The sequence below is a fragment of the Rothia sp. BD8 genome (genome assembly GCF_044878465.1).
Lineage (GTDB): Bacteria > Actinomycetota > Actinomycetes > Actinomycetales > Micrococcaceae > Rothia > Rothia kristinae.
The window spans coordinates 69320-89378 of sequence record NZ_JANJES010000002.1 but is presented as its reverse complement, the minus strand read 5'-3'; the positions used below and the strand labels follow the sequence as shown (position 1 = coordinate 89378).

Here is a 20059-nt window from a genome sequence, read left to right as displayed (position 1 = left end):
AGGGAACGCACCCATCCCCACGACGACGGGAGTCCCCATGAGCATGCCCTCCGACCTCGAGATCGCCCAGCAGGCCCAGCCCCGGCCCATCGAGGAGATCGCCGCGACCGCCGGCATCGAGCGCGACCGGCTGGAGCCCTACGGCCGCCACGTCGCCAAGCTCCTGCCCGCCGCCGACGCCGCCCCCGAACGGCGTCGCGGCCGCTACGTCCTGGTCACCGCCATCACTCCGACGCCGCTGGGGGAGGGCAAGACCGCCACCTCCGTCTCCCTGGCCCAGGGCATGGCGCGCACCGGCCGCTCCGCGATGCTCACCCTGCGCCAGCCCTCCCTGGGCCCGACCTTCGGGATCAAGGGCGGGGCCGCCGGCGGCGGGTACTCGCAGGTCATCCCCATGGACAAGCTCAACCTGCACCTGACCGGGGACTTCCACGCCGTCACCGCCGCGCACAACATGCTCGCGGCGCTGCTGGACAACCATCTGCACCACGGCAACGCCCTGGACATCGACGAGCGCAGCATCACGTGGCGGCGCGTCCTGGACATCAACGACCGCTCCCTGCGCCACGTCGTCATCGGCCTGGGGGAGCGCCAGGACGGGGTCACCCGCCAGAGCGGCTTCGACATCACCTCGGCCAGCGAGATCATGGTCATCCTCTCCCTGGCCACGGATCTGGCGGATCTGAAGGCCCGGCTGGCCCGCATCGTCGTGGCCTCCACCCGGGACGGCGCGCCCGTGACCGCCGAGGACCTGAAGGCCGACGGCGCGCTGGCGGCCCTGCTGGCCGACGCGATCCACCCGAACCTGATGCAGACCCTCGAAGGGGTCCCCGCCCTGATCCACACCGGGCCCTTCGGCAACATCGCCACCGGCAACTCCTCGATCCTCGCCGACTACGCCGCCCTGGAGCACGCCGACTACGTCATCACCGAGGCCGGATTCGGAGCGGACATGGGTGCCGAGCGCTTCGTCAACGTCAAGTGCCGGGTCTCCGGGCTGACCCCGGACGCCGCGGTCCTCGTGGTCACCGTCCGGGCGCTGAAGGCCCACTCCGGACGCCACCGGATCGTGCCCGGCAAGCCCCTGCCCGAGGAGCTGCTGGCCGAGAACCCCGAGGACGTGCGCGCCGGGGCCCCGAACCTGCTCAAGCACCTGGCGATCCTGCGCGGCTTCGGCATCAGCGCCGTCGTGGCGATCAACGCCTTCCCTACCGACCACCCCAGCGAGCACGCCGTCATCCGGGAGATCGCCGAGCGGGCCGGGGCGCGGGTGGCCGTGCACGAGGGCGTGGCCCGCGGTGGAGACGGCGCCACCGAGCTGGCCGACGCCGTGGCCGAGGCCTGCGAGCAGCCGCACGAGCTGGTGCCCACCTACGCCCCCGAGGATTCCCTGACGGACAAGCTCGACGCCGTGGCCCGGAAGGTCTACGGGGCCGACGGGCTGGAGATCGCCCCGGCGGCTGCCCGCCAGCTGGCCCGCTGCGAAGAGCAGGGCTACGGGGACCTGCCCGTGGTCATCGCCAAGACGCACCTGTCCCTGACCGCGGATCCCACCCGGAAGGGCGCCCCCACGGGATGGCGCCTGCCCGTGCGGGAGGTGCGCCTGGCCGCCGGGGCCGGCTACGTCTACGCAATCTGCGGGACCATGCGCACCATGCCGGGGCTGTCCGCCTCCCCGGCGGCCGAGCGCATCGGGCTCGACGCCGACGGCGCCGTGCACGGGCTGTTCTGAGCCGGTTCAGGCGCGACGACGCCCCGTCGACCGCTCGCACGAGGGCGGTCGACGGGGTGTCGCGGCGTCGTCGGGAGGGCGGGGGAGGGATCAGCGATCGGCCGAGACCACGCTCCCGGCTGCCGATCCGCGGCTCACCAGCCGCGCCGCTCCCACTCGTCCAGGTGCGGGCGCTCGGCTCCCAGAGTCGTGGACTCGCCGTGACCGGGCAGGATGAGGGTGTCGTCGTCGTAGACGTCGAAGATCTTGGTGCGCACATCGTGCAGCAGGGCGCGGAAGGCCTCGGGAGAGTCGGTCTTGCCCACCCCGCCGGGGAACAGGGAGTCGCCCGTGAAGATCACGGTGCGCCCGGCCGGGTCCTCGTAGGCCAGGGCGATCGAGCCGGGGGTGTGCCCGCGCAGCTCGATGACCTTGAGGGAGAAGCCCTCCAGATCCGCGGTGTCCCCGTCCTGGAAGGTGATGTCCATCGGCACGTCGATGTCCTGCTCGTCCCGCGCCCCGCAGGCGGTCAGGGCCTCCGAGCGGGAGCGGATCTCCGCCAGCGCCCGCACGTGATCCCAGTGCGAATGCGTGGTCACGATCAGCTGCACGTTGCCGCAGCAGGTGCAGGACCCGGAGACGTCCTCGCGCCCGGCGGCCACCAACCCGGAGATCCGCTCCGGCTCATCGGCCGCGTCGATCAGCAGCTGGGCCCCGGTGGAGCGGCAGGTCATCAGGTACACGTTGTTGTCCATCGAGGAGACGCTGATCCACCGGATCGTCACCTCGGACAGGTCGAGCTTCTCGGTCGCGAGTGCCATCATGCGCACGATTCTAGGGCCCCGCGGCCCCGCCCCCGCAACACGCGCGTGACGCACGCGCAACGCGACCGCCCCTCCGCACCCGTGGACCCGCGCCCGTGAGCCTCGGACACGCCGCGACCCCTGCCGGGCTCATGGGGCGCGGAAGGGGCGGGCCGGTGCGTTCGCCGGTGAGGGAAATCCGCCCGGCGGTCGTTCCGGACAGCTTCGCGAGCCGTAGAATAGATCTTCGAATGCCCGGCGACCGCGCCGCCCCCAACCCGGAAGGGAGCCCTCCCGCACCCATGAGCACCACCGCCGCCGCGCCCGCCGCGGGCGCCCAGGACCCCACCGAGATCATCGTCAAGGGGGCGCGGGAGAACAACCTGCGCACCGTGGACCTGCGGATCCCCCGCAACGCCATGGTGGTGTTCACCGGTCTGTCCGGCTCCGGCAAGTCCTCCCTGGCCTTCGACACCATCTTCGCCGAGGGCCAGCGCCGCTACGTCGAATCCCTGTCCGCCTACGCCCGGATGTTCCTCGGCCAGGTGGACAAGCCCGACGTCGACTTCATCGAGGGGCTGTCCCCGGCGGTGTCCATCGATCAGAAGTCCACCTCCAAGAACCCCCGCTCGACGGTCGGCACCATCACCGAGATCTACGATTACATGCGCCTGCTCTGGGCGCGCATCGGGCACCCCCACTGCCCGGTCTGCGGGGAGCCGATCGAGAAGCAGACCCCGCAGCAGATCGTGGACCAGCTGATGACCCGCCCGGAGCGGACCCGCCTGCAGGTCCTCGCCCCGGTGGTCCGCGCCCGCAAGGGCGAGTTCCAGGACCTGTTCTCCTCCCTGGCCCAGCAGGGCTACTCCCGGGCCGTGGTGGACGGGGAGCAGATCCGGCTCACCGAGCCGCCGAGCCTGAAGAAGCAGTACAAGCACACGATCTCGGTGGTCGTGGACCGCATCGCGATCAAGGACTCCGCCCACCAGCGGCTGACGGACTCCATCGAGACCGCCCTGGGTCTGGCCGACGGGCGGGTGACCATCGACTGGGTGGACGAGCCCGAGGATTCCGAGGCGCGCAGCCGCACCTACAGCGAGAACCTCGCCTGCCCCAACGGCCACGAGCTGGGCCAGACCGAGATCGAGCCGCGCTCCTTCTCCTTCAACAGCCCCTTCGGCGCCTGCCCCGAGTGCGACGGCATCGGCTCCCGGCTGGAAGTGGACGAGTCCCTGGTGGTCCCCGACCCGGAGAAGACCCTGGGGGAGGGGGCCATCGCCCCGTGGTCCCAGGGCAAGTCCACCACTGAGTACTGGCTGCGCCTGCTCGGGGGGCTGGGCCGGGAGGTCGGCTTCGACCTGAACACCCCGTGGGAGGAGCTGCCGAAGAAGGCCCGCCGGGCGATCCTGCACGGCAAGGACTTCAAGGTGGAGGTCGCCTACCGCAACCGCTTCGGGCGGGAGCGGCGCTACACCTCCGGCTTCGAGGGCGTCTACGCCTACATCCAGCGCAAGCACGAGGAGACCGAGTCCGACTGGGCCAAGGACCGCTACGAGCAGTACATGCGCCAGACCCCGTGCCCGGCCTGCGGCGGCGCGCGGCTGAACCCGACGATGCTCGCGGTGCACGTGGGCGGGAAGTCCATCGCCGAGGTCACCGCGATGCCGATGACCGGTGCCCAGGAGTTCATGGCCGGGCTGCGCCTGGATGAGCGCGAGCGGCACATCGCCGAGCAGGTGCTCAAGGAGATCAACGCCCGGCTGCAGTTCCTGCTCGACGTCGGCCTGGACTACCTGACCCTGGACCGGGCCGCAGCGACCCTGTCCGGCGGGGAGGCCCAGCGCATCCGCCTGGCCACCCAGATCGGCTCCGGACTGGTGGGGGTCCTCTACGTCCTGGACGAGCCGTCGATCGGCCTGCACCAGCGGGACAACCGGCGGCTGATCGAGACCCTGACCAAGCTGCGGGACATGGGCAACACCCTGATCGTCGTGGAGCACGACGAGGACACCATCCGGGAATCCGACTGGGTGGTCGACGTCGGCCCCGGCGCCGGCGAGCACGGCGGGCGCATCGTGCACTCCGGGCCGTACGGGCAGCTGCTGGAGAACCGGGAGTCCCTGACCGGGGCCTACCTGTCCGGGCGTCGGCAGATCGCGGTGCCCGCGCGGCGGCGCCCGGTGGACCGCAAGCGGATGGTGAAGGTGGTCGGGGCGAAGGAGAACAACCTGCGCGACGTCACGGTGTCCTTCCCCCTGGGCGTGCTCACCGCCGTCACCGGGGTCTCCGGCTCGGGCAAGTCCACCCTGGTCAACGACATCCTCTACACCGCGCTGGCCAACCGGCTCAACGGCGCCAAGCAGGTGCCCGGGCGGCACCGGCGGGTGGAGGGCCTGGAGCACCTGGACAAGATCGTGCACGTGGATCAGAGCCCCATCGGCCGGATGCCGCGCTCCAACCCCGCGACCTACACGGGGGTCTTCGACCACATCCGGCGGCTGTTCGCCGAGACCAACGAGGCCAAGGTGCGCGGCTACCAGCCGGGGCGCTTCTCCTTCAACGTCAAGGGCGGGCGCTGCGAGGCCTGCGCCGGTGACGGCACGCTGAAGATCGAGATGAACTTCCTGCCCGACGTCTACGTGCCGTGCGAGGTCTGCCACGGGGCCCGGTACAACCGGGAGACCCTGGAGATCCGCTACAAGGGCAAGAACATCGCCGAGGTGCTGGACATGCCCGTGGAGGAGGCCGCCGAGTTCTTCTCCGCCTTCACCCCGATCGCCCGGCACCTGAACACCCTCGTGGACGTCGGGCTGGGCTACATCCGGCTGGGTCAGCCCGCCCCCACCCTGTCCGGGGGTGAGGCCCAGCGGGTCAAGCTCGCCTCCGAGCTGCAGAAGCGCTCCAACGGCCGGACCATCTACGTGCTGGATGAGCCGACCACGGGCCTGCACTTCGAGGACATCGCCAAGCTGCTGCAGGTCCTGCAGTCCCTCGTGGACAAGGGCAACACCGTCCTGACGATCGAGCACAACCTGGACGTCATCAAGTCCGCGGACTGGATCGTGGACATGGGTCCGGAGGGCGGCTCCGGCGGCGGGCAGGTCATCGCCCAGGGCACCCCGGAGCAGGTCGCCCAGGAGCCGGGCAGCCACACCGGGCGCTTCCTGGCGGAGATCCTCGGGGCCGACGACGACGGGCACGGCGCGTGAGCGGCGAGCACGACGGCGTCCCGGCGGTGCTGTTCGACCTGGACGGGACCCTGCTGGATCCGGCCGGGGCCATCACCGAGACCATCGCCGAGGCCATCCAGGCCCAGGGCCATCCGCGCCCGGATGAGGCCACGCTGCGCCGGTTCGTCGGGCCGCCCGCCTCGGTGGGCCTGGAGCGGCACACGGACCTGGACGAGCGCCAGCGCCGCGCCGCCCTGGCCGCCTACCGCGAGGCGTATCCCGCCCGGGCTGCCCGGGACTCCCGGCTCTACCCCGGGGTGGCGCAGCTGCTGCGGGACCTGCGCGCCGCGGGGGCCGCGGTGGCTCTGGCCACCCAGAAGCCGCAGCCCAGCGCCGAGCGGATCGCCGCGCACTTCGGGCTGGACGCCCTTGCGGACGTCATCTCCGGGGCGAGGGATGAGCTGCGTCCGGAGACCGCCCACCTGCCCGTGGACAAGGCCGGGGTCATCGCCCGCTCCTTGGACCTGCTGGCCCGGCGCGGGCTGGCGGCCGATCCGCGGCGCACCGTGATGGTCGGGGACCGGGAGTACGACGTCGAGGGCGCCCGGGTCCACGGCCTGGACTGCGTCGGGGTGGCCTGGGGGTTCGCCGCCCCCGGGGAGCTCACCGCACACGGGGCCGCCGCCGTCGTGGAGGACGTCGATGCGCTGCGGGCCCAGCTGGCCCGGCGCTGCGACCTGCGGCTGGAGGGGGACGGGATGACCTCGCCGCCGTGACGCGCCGCGCCCGGGAGCGTCGCGGGGGTGGGAGCCGGTGTCGGGGAAATGTACAGTGTTCATGAAACGCGCACCACACCGGCGAGGTCGCCGGATCGGATGAGGGAAGGACCTTGACCAGACCCATGGAGAAGCTGTACCGGCTGACGCAGACGGCCGTGACCGGCCTGATCAAGACCGTCTTCCGGGCCAGGGTCACCGGTCTGGAGCGCTTCCCCGCCTCCGGTCCCGTGATCGTGGCCTCCAACCACCGGGCCTTCCTGGACTCCGTGATCATCTCCGCGCTCATGCCGCGGCGGGTGGCCTTTCTGGCGAAGGCCGAGTACGTGAACTCCCCGGGGCTCAAGGGTCGGCTGATGAAGCGGATCTTCGAGCTGATCGACATCATCCCCGTGAACCGGGCGGATCAGATCGAGCGGCTCAAGGCCCTGGAGATCGGCCTGGAGCGCCTGGAGCGCGGCGGGGTCTTCGGGATCTACCCGGAGGGCACCCGCTCCCTGGACGGCTACCTGTACCGCGGCAAGATCGGGGTGGCGTGGCTGGCGCACATGACCGGCGCCCCCGTCGTCCCCGTCGGGCTGATCGGCACCGAGCGGATCCAGCCGCCCGGAACGAAGCTGCTGCGTCCGGTGCGCTTCACGGTGCGCGTCGGCGAGCCGATGAGCTTCGAGAAGCTCGGCGAGAAGCAGTCCGGGGCCCAGCGGCGGGCCACCACGGACGCGATCATGGACGAGATCGCCCGCCTGTGCGGGCAGCCGCGCAAGAACGAATACAACACCTCGCCCTCCCTGGCCAAGGACGCCGGCGCCTGACGTCCCGCGGGGAGGACCCGGTGCCCGAGCACTCAGGAGGACACCCTTCCCATGGCCGATCCGGCGACCTACCGGCCCCGCACGGGGGACATCCCCACCGACCCCGGTGTGTACCGCTTCCGGGACGACGTCGGGCGGGTCATCTACGTGGGCAAGGCCAAGAACCTGCGCAACCGGCTGACCAGCTACTTCGCCAAGCCCGAGCAGCTGGCGCCGAAGACCTACGCGATGGTCAACACCGCGGCCGGAGTCGAATGGACCGTGGTGGCCTCCGAGCTGGAGTCCCTGCAGCTGGAGTACACCTGGATCAAGCAGTACACCCCGCGGTTCAACATCAAGTACCGGGACGACAAGTCCTACCCGTACCTCGCGGTGTCCATGGCCGAGAAGTACCCCCGCGCGCAGGTGATGCGCGGGGAGAAGAAGAAGGGCACCCGCTACTTCGGTCCGTTCTCCCAGGCGTGGGCCATCCGCGAGACCCTGGACGCCCTGCTGCGGGTCTTCCCCGTGCGCACCTGTTCCCGGGCGGTGTTCCGCCGCGCCGAGCAGCAGGATCGGCCCTGCCTGCTCGGGTACATCGACAAGTGCTCCGCCCCGTGCGTCGGGCGCATCTCCGCGGAGGACCACCGGGAGCTGGCCGACCGGCTGTGCCGGTTCATGGCGGGGGACTCCGAGCGGTTCATCCGGGAGCTGACCCGGCGGATGCAGCGGGCGGCGGAGGAGATGGACTTCGAGGTCGCCGCCCGGCTGCGCGATGACATCCAGGCCCTGCGCACCGCCTTCGAGCGCAACGCCGTCGTGCTCTCGGATTCGGTGGACGCGGACCTGTTCGCCTTCCACGAGGACGAGCTGGAGGCCGCCGCCCAGGTCTTCCACGTGCGCGGCGGACGCATCCGCGGCCAGCGCGGGTGGATCGTGGAGAAGGTCGAGGAGCTCACCCCGGGGGAGATGGTCGAGCAGCTGCTGCAGCAGGTCTACGGGGAGTCCGCGGTGACCTTGGCCTCCACCCCGCACGAGGAGGAGACCAGCGCCCACGAGATCCCGCGCACCGTGCTGGTGCCCGTGCTGCCCAGCAACCGCGAGCAGCTGGAGCAGTGGCTGACGGGGCTGCGCGGGTCGCGCGTGCGGATCTCCGTTCCGCAGCGCGGGGAGCGGGCGCAGCTGATGGGCACCGTCGCGGACAACGCCAAGCAGTCCCTGATGCTGCACAAGTCCCGCCGCGCCGGGGATCTGACCACCCGCAGCGCCTCCCTGCAGGAGCTGCAGGAGGCCCTGGGGCTGCCGGACCCGCTGATGCGCATCGAGTGCTACGACATCTCCCACGTGCAGGGCACCAACGTCGTGGCCTCGATGGTGGTCTTCGAGGACGGGCTGCCCCGCAAGTCCGAGTACCGCAAGTTCTCCATCCGCGGGGAGGCGGCCCGGGACGACACCGCCTCGATGCACGACGTCATCACCCGCCGCTTCAAGCGCCACCTGGCGGATCAGCAGGAGCGGGCCCGGGCGGGGGTGCGCACCGGGCAGATCGACGCCGAGCAGGCCGGGGCGCCGGAGCCGCAGCGCTTCGCCTACCCGCCCAATCTCGTCGTCGTGGACGGCGGGCCCCCGCAGGTCGCCGCGGCCCGCCAGGCCCTGGACGAGCTGGGGATCTCCGACGTCGCGGTGGTCGGGCTGGCCAAGCGCCTGGAGGAGATCTGGGTGCCGGACGACGACTTCCCGGTCATCCTGCCGCGTGCCTCGCAGGGATTGTTCCTGCTGCAGCGGCTGCGCGATGAGGCCCACCGCTTCGCGATCACCTTCCACCGCTCCAAGCGCGGCAAGGCCATGCTCTCCTCGGCCCTGGACGGGATCCCGGGGCTCGGGGCCGCCCGCCGGGATGCGCTGCTGGCGCAGTTCGGCACCCTGCAGGCCATCCGGGAGGCCGACCTCGAGCAGCTCACCCGGGTGCGCGGGATCGGGCCGAAGCTGGCCGAGGCCGTGCAGGAGCACCTGCGCGCCCAGGAGTCGGCACCGGCGCCGGACTCGCCGCCGGAACCGCAGGCGGAGCAGGATTCGCAGCCGCAGACGGCATCGGCACCGGCCGCCGACGGCGTCTGATCGGCGCCCCGGGTGGCCGGGGTCTCGGGGTGCCGGAGTATCCTGGAGGGGCAGCCGCGTCCCGCTTCCCCCGTCCGGGGACGCGCCCCTGACCACAGGCACGACCCAGCAGGAGACGAGCACCCGGTGACCTCGCAGCAGCCCCCCTCAGCATCCGCCCCGCATCCGCCCCGCGATCCGTCCGAGACCTCGACCCGCGATGCGGGGCAGGAACCCCTGGTGCCCCAGAAGCCCGCCGCCCAGTCGGAGATGCTCGTGATCACCGGGATCTCCGGGGCCGGGCGCTCGACCGCCGCGCACACCCTGGAGGACAACGGCTGGTACGTCGTGGACAACCTGCCGCCGCAGATGCTCACCCCCCTGGTGGATCTGGTGGCGCGCAGCCCCAAGGCCATGCCGCGCCTGGCCGTGATCATCGACATCCGGGGCACCGCCCTGTTCGAGAACTTCCGCGAGGCCCTGGACGTGCTCAACGCCGCCCCGGTCGAGTACACGGTGCTCTTCCTCGACGCCTCGGATCAGGCGATCATCGCCCGCTACGAGGCCCAGCGCCGCCCCCACCCGCTGCAGGGGGAGGGGCGCATCCTGGACGGGATCCACGCCGAGCGGGAGCTGCTGGCCGATCTCAAGCGCCGGGCCGACGTCGTGCTGGACACCTCGGAGTACAACGTGCACGAGCTGTCCAAGGTCATCTCCCGCACCTACTCGGCCACGGGCCCCTCGGTGGTGAACCTGACGGTCATGAGCTTCGGCTTCAAGTACGGGGTGCCGGCCGATGCGAACTTCATGGCCGATATGCGCTTCGTCCCCAACCCGCACTGGGTTCCCGCCCTGCGGCCCAAGACGGGCCAGGACCCGGAGGTGCGGGACTTCGTGCTCAAGGACAGCGGCGCCCAGACCTTCGTGGACCAGTACGCCGAGGCGCTGAAGCCGGTGATCGCCGGCTACCGCTCGGAGAACAAGCACTACGCGACCATCGCGATCGGCTGCACCGGCGGCAAGCACCGCTCGGTCGCGGTGACCGAGGAGCTGGCCCGGCGGCTCAAGGGCCTGCCCAACGTCACCGTGAACGTCCAGCACCGCGATCTGGGGCGGGAGTAGCGCCGTGGCCGCGATCGGATCCCGGGGCGAGGCCGTCCCGGAGGCCGGGGCCGGCGCCCCGCGCGTCGTCGCCCTCGGCGGGGGCCACGGGCTCTACGCCTCGCTCTCGGCGCTGCGCCTGCTCACCCCGCAGCTGACCGCGGTGGTCACGGTCGCCGATGACGGCGGCTCCTCCGGGCGGCTGCGGGAGCAGTTCGACGTGCTGCCGCCGGGGGACCTGCGCATGGCGCTGTCCGCCTTGTGCGACGACTCCGCGTGGGGGCACCTGTGGCGGGAGGCGATGCAGCATCGCTTCTCGACCCTGCCCGGTTCCTCGGGGGAGCTGGACGGGCACGCGATGGGCAACCTGCTGCTGCTGAGCCTGTGGCAGCTGCTGGATGATCCGGTGGCCGGACTGGACTGGGCCTCCCAGCTGCTGAAGGCCCGCGGGCGGGTCCTGCCGATGGCGGTGGATCCCCTCGTGGTCTCCGGGTGGGTGCGGGACCATCAGGGCGCCCCGAAGCGGATCACGGGCCAGGCGCGCCTGGCCACCGCCGAGCGCGTCGAGCGGATCAGCCTGGAGCCGGCCGAGGCCCGGGCCTGCCCCGAAGCGCTGGAGGCGATCCGCGCGGCGGACTGGCTCGTGCTGGGCCCCGGGTCCTGGTACACCTCGGTCATCCCGCACCTGCTGCTGCCGGAGCTGCGGGAGGCGATCTGCTCCTCCGCGGCGCGGGTGTGCGTGTGCATGAACCTCGCGATGGAGCGGCGCGAGACCGCCGGACTGGGTGCCGTCGGGCACCTGGAGGTCCTGGAGCGGTACGCTCCCGGCCTGCAGATCGACGCCGTCGTCGCGGACCCCTCGGCCCTGTCGGATCCGCAGGGGTTCGACGCGGCGGTGCGCGAACGCGGCGCGCGGCTGGTCAGCCAGTCGCTGCGTCGGCGCCGCGGGGAGGACGTGCACAGCCACCTGCGCCTGGCCGCGGCCTACCAGGAGGCCATGGGCCTGCCCGAGGAGCCCGTGCTCAGCCCGCCCGCGGCGCCTCACGACTGAGGCCCCGCGACTGACCCCACCCACTGACCATCCCGGCCGGTGCCTCCGCTGAGCGCCGTCTCACCGCGGGCACCCGGCCCAGACCCCCTTCGGAGAGGAATCCCCCACCATGGCCCTGACCGCACTGGCTAAGGACGAGCTGGCAGGCCTGGAGACGCCCCGGGCTTCCGCGCGCCAGGCGCAGACCGCCGCGCTGCTGCGCTTCGCCGGGGGTCTGCACCTGGTCGGCGGGCGCATCGTCATCGAGGCCGAGCTGGATCACCTGCCCACCGGGCGGCGGCTGCTCGCGGAGATCGGGGAGCTGTACGGGCAGACGGGACGGCTGTACTCGGTGGCCGGCGGCGCGCTGAAGAAGGGCGGGCACTACGTCCTGCGCATCGACCGGGGCGCGGAGGCCCTGGCGCGCCAGACGGGCCTGCTGGATGCCCGGGGTCGGCCGGTGCGCGGGCTGCCCTCGGCCGTGGTCAACGGCTCCGTCGATGATGCGGCCGCCGCCCTGCGCGGGGCCTTCCTGGCCCGCGGATCCCTGTCGGAGCCGGGCCGCTCCGCCGCCCTGGAGTTCACCTGCCCGGGCTCCGAGGCGGCCCTGGCGCTGGTCGGCTGCGCCCGGCGCCTGGACGTGCTGGCCAAGGCCCGGGAGTCCCGGGGGGCTGACCGGGTGCTCGTGCGCGACGGCGCCGGGATCTGCGCGCTGCTGCGCGCCCTGGGGGCCACCCGGGCGCTGCGCCGATGGGAGAAGGGCCGCGTCCACCGGGAGGTGCGCGGCACGGCCAACCGGCTGGCCAACTTCGACGACGCCAACCTCCGGCGCTCCGCGCAGGCGGCCGTGACCGCCGGGGCGCGGGTCGAGCGCGCCCTGGAGATCCTGGGCGATGACGTCCCGGAGCATCTGCGCGAGGCCGGGAGGCTGCGACTGGAGCACCGACACGCGAGCTTGGATGAGCTGGGGCGCCTGGCGGATCCGCCGCTGACCAAGGACGCGATCGCCGGGCGGATCCGGCGGCTGCTGGCCCTGGCCCGGCGCACGGCCGAGGCCGAGCAGGCGCGGGCGGGCGAGGAGGAGGACGCCGCGGGCCGGTGAGCCCGCGCGTCGATGACGCCGCGCCGCCCGCGCTGTTCGCCATCGGCGATGAGAAACCCACACGATCCCAGATCCGGCGGCTCAGCGGCCCGGGAGACGGCCATTTCGGTGGCGGGCGTCACGAGAAGGAGGGCTCGGAGGGTGTGAAATCCCACCGGAAACAAAATTCACCCCCGGAATCGCACCCAAACACACACGCGATCCACTAGGCTGGAACCAGCACCGGATGCGAGGGCGGTTCCACCCGCCGCCGGGTCCGGACCTGGGGAGGCCCCCGCGGGTCCCCTCGACCACGAATACTCAAACTGAGGAGTTTGATCACAGTGACTGTACGCATCGGCATCAACGGCTTCGGACGCATCGGGCGCAACTACTTCCGCGCCGTGCGGGAGCAGGGCGAGAACATCGAGATCGTTGCCGTCAACGACCTCACCTCCCCGGAGACCCTGGCTCACCTCCTCAAGTACGACTCCATCCTCGGGCCGCTGAAGGCCGAGGTGTCCGTCAAGGACGGCAACATCGTCGTCGACGGCAAGGAGATCAAGGTCCTGTCCGAGAAGGACCCGACCAACCTGCCGTGGAAGGACCTGGGCGTGGACATCGTCCTGGAGTCCACCGGTCTGTTCACCGACGGCAACAAGGCCAAGGCCCACATCGAGGCCGGCGCCAAGAAGGTCATCGTCTCCGCCCCGGGCACCAACCTGGACGGCACCTTCGTCATGGGCGTGAACGACGACACCTACGATGCCGAGAAGCACAACGTCGTCTCCAACGCCTCCTGCACCACCAACTGCCTGGCCCCGCTGGCCAAGGTGATGGACCAGAAGTTCGGCATCAAGTCCGGCCTGATGACCACCATCCACTCCTACACAGCGGACCAGCGCCTGCAGGACGCCCCCCACAAGGATCTGCGTCGCGCCCGGGCCGCGGCCGTGAACATGATCCCGACCTCCACCGGCGCCGCCCGCACCGTGGGCAAGGTCTACGAGCCGGTCGCCGGCAAGCTGGACGGCATGGCCTTCCGCGTGCCGACCATCACCGGCTCCATCGTGGACCTGTCCCTGACCCTGGAGAAGGACGCCACCGTCGAGGAGATCAACGCCGCCGTCAAGGAGGCCGCCGAGGGCGAGTACCAGGGCATCATCAAGTACACCGAGGACCCGATCGTCTCCACCGACATCGTCGGCGAGGAGATCTCCACGGTCTTCGACGCGCAGCTGACCTCCGTGCTGAACGGCCAGGTCAAGGTCTTCGCGTGGTACGACAACGAGTGGGGCTTCACCTCCCGCACGGTGAAGTTCACCAACAAGATCGCCGCCGCGCTGTAAGCGCGGACTGAGCGGGAACATCACCTTTCGACGCGAGGCAAGGGAGCAAGCGATGGCACAGGCACTGGATGAACTGATCGACGCGGGCGTGAAGGGACGCCGGATCCTGGTCCGGTCCGACCTCAACGTCCCGCTGGACGGACAGCAGGTCACGGACGACGGACGCATCAGGGCGTCCCTGCCCGTGCTCGAGAAGCTGACCGGCGCCGGTGCCCGGGTCATCGTGACCGCCCACCTCGGTCGGCCCAAGGGGGAGCACAACCCCAAGTACTCCCTCAAGCCCGCGGCCGACCGCCTCCGTGAGCTCGCGGATTTCCCCGTGCAGCTCGCGGAGGACGTCGTGGGGGATGACGCCCGTGCCAAGGCCGAGGCGCTGTCCGACGGCGAGGTCCTCGTCGTCGAGAACGTGCGCTTCGACCCCCGGGAGACCTCCAAGGACGACGCCGAGCGCGAGGCGTTCGCCGACGAGCTCGTGGCGCTGACGGGTCAGGACGGCGCCTACGTGGACGATGCCTTCGGCGCCGTGCACCGGAAGCACGCCTCCGTCTACGACGTCGCCCGTAAGTTGCCGGCCTACCTGGGCGACCTCGTCAAGACCGAGCTCGAGGTCCTCAAGCGGATCACCGAGGACCCACAGCGGCCCTTCGTGGTCGTGATGGGCGGGGCCAAGGTCTCCGACAAGCTCGCCGTGATCGAGAACCTCATCGGCAAGGCCGATGCCCTCCTGATCGGCGGCGGCATGAGCTACACCTTCGCCGCCGCGCAGGGTCACGCGGTCGGCAAGTCCATCCTCGAGAAGGACCAGATCGACACCGTCAAGCGGTACCTGGCCGAGGCGAAGGAGAAGGGCACCGAGATCGTGCTGCCCGTGGACGTCACCTGGGCCGCGGACTTCGCCGCCGACGCCGAGCACGAGATCCGCCCCGTGGAGGACCTCGAGGGCGGGAAGATAGGCCCCGAGGGCGAGGGCCTGGACATCGGAACCGAGACGGTCAAGCTGTTCTCCGAGCGGATCAAGGACGCCCGCACCATCTTCTGGAACGGCCCCATGGGCGTGTTCGAGATGCCCGCCTTCGCCAAGGGCACCGAGGCCATCGCCCGGGCCATCGCCGACTCCGACGCCTTCAGCGTGATCGGCGGCGGCGACTCCGCTTCCGCGGTGCGCAACCTCGGCTTCTCGGACGACGAGTTCGGGCACATCTCCACCGGGGGCGGGGCCTCCCTGGAGTTCATCGAGGGTAAGACCCTGCCGGGTCTCGAGGCCCTGGGCGCCTGAGCCCGGATCCCCACCGCACCGAGAGCAGACGACCCGAAAGGACCATCCGCATGACCACCCAGACCAACGGGAGCTTCGACCGGAAGCCGCTGATCGCCGGCAACTGGAAGATGAACATGGATCACTCCGAGGGCGTGGCGCTGCTGCAGAAGCTCGCCTGGACCCTGGATGACGCGAACTTCGACTACGACCGCGTCGAGGTGGCCGTCTTCCCGCCGTTCACCGACCTGCGCTCCGTGCAGAGCCTGGTGGCCGGGGACAAGCTGAGCATCGCCTACGGCGGGCAGGACCTCTCCGAGCAGGACTCCGGGGCCTATACCGGTGACATCTCCGGGCAGTTCCTCGCCAAGCTGGAGTGCTCCTACGTGCTGGTCGGGCACTCCGAGCGCCGCAGCATCCACCACGAGTCCGATGCGCTGTGCGCCCAGAAGGTCCAGGCGGCCTACCGCCATGGGCTCACCCCCGTGCTGTGCGTGGGCGAGGGCCTGGAGGAGCGCAAGGCCGGCAACCACGTCTCCTACACCCTCGAGCAGCTGCGCGGCTCCCTCGACGGGCTCACCAAGGAGCAGGCCGCAAGCCTCGTCGTCGCGTACGAGCCCGTCTGGGCCATCGGCACGGGCGAGACCGCCGGCCCCGAGGACGCCCAGGAGATGTCCGCGGCCATCCGCGGGCAGCTGGCCGAGCTGTTCGATGAGGAGACCGCCGGGAAGATCCGGATCCTCTACGGCGGCTCCGTCAAGGCCGCGACCGCGGCCGGCACGCTGGCGGAGAAGGACGTCGACGGCGTCCTGGTCGGCGGGGCCTCCCTGAAGGCGGAGGAGTTCGCCAACATCGCCCGCTTCGAGAAGCACGTGGTGGCCTGAGCCACCCGCTCTCATGAGCCCGAGGCCGCCCCGGTCGGATCGGATGATCCCCGCGGGCGGCCTCGGGCTTGCGTCCACCCGAGTCCCGCGCGCCCGATGGCGTACAGTGGGGCGAGGACACCCGCGAACATCATGCGCGGCGGTGAGCCGGAGCGCTCGAGGCGCCGGCACCGCCCGCCGAGGAAAGGCCTGGAACACCCGTGGAGACGCTGCGCTGGATCCTGCTGGGCGTGATCGTGCTGACCAGCATCATGACGATCTTCTTCGTCCTGCTCAACAAGGGCAAGGGCGGGGGGCTGTCGGACATGTTCGGCGGCGGGATGACCAGCTCCCTGAACTCCTCCGGCGTCGCCTCGCGCAACCTGGTGCGCCTGACCGTCACGACGATCCTCATCTGGGTCTTCGCGATCATCGGCTACGGCCTGGTGCTGCGCTTCGACGCGGTGTGAGCACCACGGGCGGTGTCGCCCGGACCCCGGTATGATGAGACAAGGCCCCGGTGAGCAGAAGCTCACCGGGGCCTTGTCTCATCATGCCGGGACCGTGACGGTCGCCGGGGCGCAGACCTGGAACGTCGTGGGTCAGGAGGCCGGTCGCGCCTCCCGGCTGACCAGGTAGAGGGTCTGGGCCCAGCCGCGGGCGGCCACCGCCGGCGCCTCCAGCAGCGCCTGCTCATCCGGGGCGCGCCCGTCCCGGGCCTCGACGCGGGCGGCCTGCTCGAGCCGGGAGAACGCCTCGGCCTTATCCGCCCCGGAGACCAGGAACCAGATGCGCGCGGCCAGGTCGATCATCGGTCGGGTCATGGTCACCCGGCGCGGCGGCGGCTTCGGGGAGTCCTCGATGGGCAGCACGTCCACGGCGTCGTCGAGGATCTCCCGGCGTCCCGGGAAGAGGGAGGCCATGTGCCCGTCCGGACCCATGCCCAGCAGTGACACCGCGAACACCGGGGCCTTCTCGCCGGTCGGGGCGTGCTCGGCCAGCTCCCGGGCGTAGGCCTCGGCGGCCTCCCCGGGGGTGGGGTAGGCGTCCGATGAACCCATCGGGTGGATGTTGCCCGCCGGCACCTCGGCCCGGTCGAAGAAGACCTCGCGGACCTGCTGCACGTTGCGGTCCTCGTGGCCCTCCGGCACGTAGCGCTCATCGGACCACCAGAAGTGCACCCGGGACCAGTCCACGATCCGGTGCAGCGCGGAGTCGGCCAGCCGCTCCCACACGGCGATGCCGAGGGAGCCGCCGGTCAGGCACACGTGCACGTCCTCGTCGGTCTCGGCCAGCTCATCCGAGAGGGTCAGCGCCAGGCGGGCCGCCGCCGCCTGAGCCAGGGCCTCCTTGTCGGGGTGCTCCACGACCACCGGGGCCGGGGCGGGCACCAGGGGCTCGGCGGGGGAGAGAGGGGACTGCTCAGGCATCGAAGACCTCCGTGTATCGAGAGTGATCCTCATCCGCCGCGGGCTCCTGGTGCGTGCGGCACCAGTCCAGCGGCGTCGAGGTGAGGGCGTCCATCAGGACCTCGCCGTAGGCCTCGTCGGGATAGAGTCGACGCAGCTCCTCGGCCAGGCACTGGGACAGGGTGCGCACCGGCAGCGCGATCTGCTGCTCGGGGGCACCGGGCGGGCTCAGCGTGGCCACGCTGCGGCCGGGACGGTACAGGACGACCTCGCCGTCCTCCCGCTCCAGCCGCACCCGGTACAGGCCCCGCGGCTGGTCTGCGCCGGAGAACTCCACGGGGGCGCCCAGCCGGTGGCCCAGCCACGCCCCGAGCAGGATCACCGAGGGGGACCGGTCCGATCCCTCCACGATGACCTTGCGCACCGGGGAGGGCTCCAGGTCATCGAGCACGGCGGTGAGCTGGATGCGCCACTGCGTCAGCCGCGTCCAGGCCAGGTCCGTGTCCCCGGGCGCGAAGACCTCGCGCAGCCGGTGCAGGGCGCGCATCGCATCCGGCTCCCGGGCGGAGTCGGTGATCCGGCGGGTCGCGATCCGGCCCACCGAGTGATCGACCGGGGACTCCGGCAGCGCGTGCGGCCACCACGCCACGATCGGCGCGTCGGGCAGCAGCAGCGCGGAGAGCAGGGACTCGGTCGGGTGGGAGGATTCCCCCCAGCCGCGCAGCACGATGACCTCGCTGGCTCCGGCGTCCCCGCCGATGCTCACCTCGGCGTCCAGCCGGTTCGGCTTCTCGACGCTGTGGGCGATGTGCACGATGATCCGGCACGGGTGCTCCCGGCTGGCGGAGATCGCGGCCTGAACCGCGTTCTTGGAGTGCCCCTTCTCCGCCATGATGACCAGCGTGAGCACTCGACCCTGGGTGCGCAGCCCGATCTCGCCGCGCAGGCGCGAGATCTCCTTGTCCACCTCGGAGGTGGTGGTGTCCTTCAGCTCGGTCCTCATTACGGCCTCCTCCAGGCCCGCCCGTCCCGGGCGAGCAGCTCATGAGCGGATTCCGGACCCCAGGATCCGGGCGCGTACGGCTCGGGCCGCACGTCGTGCTCGGCCCAGTGCCGTTCGAAGGGATCGAGGATCTTCCAGGACAGCTCGACCTCCTCGTGGCGGGGGAACAGCGGCGGCTCACCCAGCAGCACGTCCAGGATCAGCCGCTCGTAGGCCTCCGGACTGGACTCGGTGAAGGACTGGCCGTAGCCGAAGTCCATGGACACATCGCGCAGCTCCATCTGGGTCCCGGGGACCTTGGAGGCGAAGCGGATCGTCATGCCCTCATCCGGCTGGATGCGCAGCACGATCGCGTTCTGTCCGAACTCCTCGTGGTCGTTCTTCTGGAACAGCAGGTTCGGGGCGCGCTTGAACACGACGGCGATCTCCGTGACCCGCCGCCCCAGCCGCTTGCCGGCCCGCAGGTAGAACGGCACTCCGGCCCAGCGGCGGGTGTCGATGCCCAGCTTCAGCGCGGCGAAGGTCTCCGTGCGCGAATCCGGGGGAATGTCCTTCTCCTGCAGGAATCCGCTCACGGCGCGACCGCCCTGCAGCCCGGCCTCGTACTGCCCGAGGGCGGAGCCGGCGGAGATATCCTCGGGCAGGGTGACCGCCGCCAGGACCTTCGCCTTCTCGGCCCGCAGCTGCTGGGCGTCGAAGGTGATCGGCTCCTCCATCGCGGTCAGGGCCAGCAGCTGCAGCAGGTGGTTCTGGATGACGTCGCGGGCGGCGCCCACCCCGTCGTAGTACCCGGCGCGGGACCCGATGCCGATGTCCTCGGCCATGGTGATCTGCACGTGGTCCACGAAGTTCGCGTTCCACAGCGGCTCGAACATCTGGTTGGCGAAGCGCAGGGCCAGGATGTTCTGGACGGTCTCCTTGCCGAGGTAGTGGTCGATGCGGAACACGGAGTCGGCCGGGAACACCCGCTCGACGATCGCGTTCAGCTCCCGGGCGGAGTCCAGATCGTGCCCGAAAGGCTTCTCGATGACCACTCGCCGCCACCCGTGCTCCGTGTGCCGGCCCGCCAGGTCGTGGTCGGCCAGCTGCTGGCACACCGTCTCGAAGGCGTTCGGCGGGATCGAGAGGTAGAAGGCGTGGTTGCCCTGGGTCCCGCGCGTCTCGTCCAGCTCCGCGAGGGTCTCACCCAGGCGCCGGAAGGCCTCACCGTCGTCGAAGGCGCCCTGCACGAAGCGGATGCCGGTGGTCAGCTGATGCCAGACGTCCTCCCGAAACGGGGTCCGGGAGTGGGCCTCCACCGACTCCTGAACCACCTGCTGGAACCGCTCATCGGACCAGTCCCGGCGCCCGAAGCCCACCAGCGCGAAGCTCGGGGGCAGCAGGCCGCGGTTCATCAGGTCGTAGATCGCCGGCAGCAGCTTCTTCTGCGCCAGGTCGCCGGTGACGCCGAACAGCACCAGCGCCGACGGACCGGCGACCCGGGTCAGGCGCCGATCCTTCGGGTCGCGCAGGGGATTGGGATCCGGCGGCAGAGCCGGGGAAGGGGACACAGGGGGCTCCTCGTGTCGGGGATGGGTGCGGCGCGCTCCCGCCCCGTCCGCCGACGTCGAGAGGAGGCCG

At 71.2% G+C, this 20059-nt stretch carries 16 protein-coding genes; 12 read left to right on the top strand and 4 right to left on the bottom strand.

Annotated elements, in window-relative coordinates; all coding sequences use genetic code 11:
• Nucleotides 1-37: 37 nt before the first annotated feature.
• Nucleotides 38-1732 (top strand): formate--tetrahydrofolate ligase, encoded by a 1695-nt coding sequence (locus NQ707_RS01990; RefSeq protein WP_196826265.1) that lies wholly within the window; start codon nt 38-40, stop codon nt 1730-1732.
• 134 nt (nt 1733-1866) lie between these two features.
• On the opposite strand, the gene NQ707_RS01985 is transcribed toward NQ707_RS01990, so the two are convergent.
• The gene (locus NQ707_RS01985; protein WP_100462935.1) at nt 1867-2535 is read right to left on the bottom strand and encodes an MBL fold metallo-hydrolase; all 669 of its coding nucleotides are present in this window, start codon (nt 2533-2535) and stop codon (nt 1867-1869) included.
• Nucleotides 2536-2816: 281 nt separating this feature from the next.
• On the opposite strand from NQ707_RS01985, the gene uvrA reads away from it, so the two are divergent.
• From uvrA to secG, 11 genes are all read left to right on the top strand, one after another.
• The gene (gene uvrA / locus NQ707_RS01980; RefSeq protein ID WP_404434486.1) at nt 2817-5723 is read left to right on the top strand and encodes an excinuclease ABC subunit UvrA; all 2907 of its coding nucleotides are present in this window, start codon (nt 2817-2819) and stop codon (nt 5721-5723) included.
• Entirely contained in the window at nt 5720-6460 is a 741-nt protein-coding gene (locus NQ707_RS01975) for an HAD family hydrolase (RefSeq protein ID WP_404434484.1), read from the top strand. Before uvrA ends, NQ707_RS01975 begins: the two co-directional genes overlap by 4 nt.
• A 125-nt stretch (nt 6461-6585) precedes the next feature.
• The gene (locus NQ707_RS01970; RefSeq protein WP_064725491.1) at nt 6586-7272 is read left to right on the top strand and encodes a 1-acyl-sn-glycerol-3-phosphate acyltransferase; all 687 of its coding nucleotides are present in this window, start codon (nt 6586-6588) and stop codon (nt 7270-7272) included.
• Between the two features lie 51 nt (nt 7273-7323).
• Nucleotides 7324-9369: an excinuclease ABC subunit UvrC gene (gene uvrC, locus NQ707_RS01965; RefSeq protein WP_198490440.1), complete on the top strand. Its 2046-nt coding sequence runs from the start codon at nt 7324-7326 to the stop codon at nt 9367-9369.
• 249 nt (nt 9370-9618) lie between these two features.
• The gene (rapZ, locus tag NQ707_RS01960) at nt 9619-10470 is read left to right on the top strand and encodes an RNase adapter RapZ (RefSeq protein ID WP_081046244.1); all 852 of its coding nucleotides are present in this window, start codon (nt 9619-9621) and stop codon (nt 10468-10470) included.
• Between the two features lie 4 nt (nt 10471-10474).
• A complete protein-coding gene (gene yvcK, locus NQ707_RS01955; RefSeq protein WP_058743508.1) occupies nt 10475-11500 on the top strand; it encodes a uridine diphosphate-N-acetylglucosamine-binding protein YvcK in 1026 nt (341 codons plus the stop codon).
• A 109-nt stretch (nt 11501-11609) separates the two neighbouring features.
• Nucleotides 11610-12581, top strand: a complete 972-nt coding sequence (gene whiA, locus NQ707_RS01950) for a DNA-binding protein WhiA (protein ID WP_404434481.1) — start codon at nt 11610-11612, stop codon at nt 12579-12581.
• Between the two features lie 323 nt (nt 12582-12904).
• A complete protein-coding gene (gene gap / locus NQ707_RS01945; protein ID WP_404434479.1) occupies nt 12905-13909 on the top strand; it encodes a type I glyceraldehyde-3-phosphate dehydrogenase in 1005 nt (334 codons plus the stop codon).
• Nucleotides 13910-13961: 52 nt separating this feature from the next.
• Nucleotides 13962-15185 carry a phosphoglycerate kinase gene (locus NQ707_RS01940; RefSeq protein WP_058730511.1) on the top strand — a complete coding sequence of 408 codons (1224 nt, stop codon included), beginning with the start codon at nt 13962-13964 and terminating at the stop codon, nt 15183-15185.
• Nucleotides 15186-15235: 50 nt separating this feature from the next.
• Nucleotides 15236-16048: a triose-phosphate isomerase gene (tpiA, locus tag NQ707_RS01935; protein ID WP_058730510.1), complete on the top strand. Its 813-nt coding sequence runs from the start codon at nt 15236-15238 to the stop codon at nt 16046-16048.
• Between the two features lie 209 nt (nt 16049-16257).
• Nucleotides 16258-16497 (top strand): preprotein translocase subunit SecG, encoded by a 240-nt coding sequence (secG, locus tag NQ707_RS01930; RefSeq protein ID WP_263619119.1) that lies wholly within the window; start codon nt 16258-16260, stop codon nt 16495-16497.
• A 132-nt stretch (nt 16498-16629) separates the two neighbouring features.
• Here the strand turns inward: secG and pgl are convergent, their stop codons facing one another.
• The 3 genes from pgl to zwf are packed head-to-tail and all read right to left on the bottom strand — an operon-like array spanning nt 16630 to nt 19950.
• Nucleotides 16630-17457 carry a 6-phosphogluconolactonase gene (gene pgl / locus NQ707_RS01925; protein WP_058748412.1) on the bottom strand — a complete coding sequence of 276 codons (828 nt, stop codon included), beginning with the start codon at nt 17455-17457 and terminating at the stop codon, nt 16630-16632.
• Nucleotides 17450-18439: a glucose-6-phosphate dehydrogenase assembly protein OpcA gene (locus tag NQ707_RS01920; protein ID WP_058731199.1), complete on the bottom strand. Its 990-nt coding sequence runs from the start codon at nt 18437-18439 to the stop codon at nt 17450-17452. Before NQ707_RS01920 ends, pgl begins: the two co-directional genes overlap by 8 nt.
• On the bottom strand, nt 18439-19950 hold the full coding sequence (zwf, locus tag NQ707_RS01915) for a glucose-6-phosphate dehydrogenase (protein ID WP_404434692.1): 1512 nt from the start codon (nt 19948-19950) through the stop codon (nt 18439-18441). The genes NQ707_RS01920 and zwf overlap by 1 nt, the downstream gene beginning before the upstream one ends.
• Nucleotides 19951-20059: the final 109 nt, after the last annotated feature.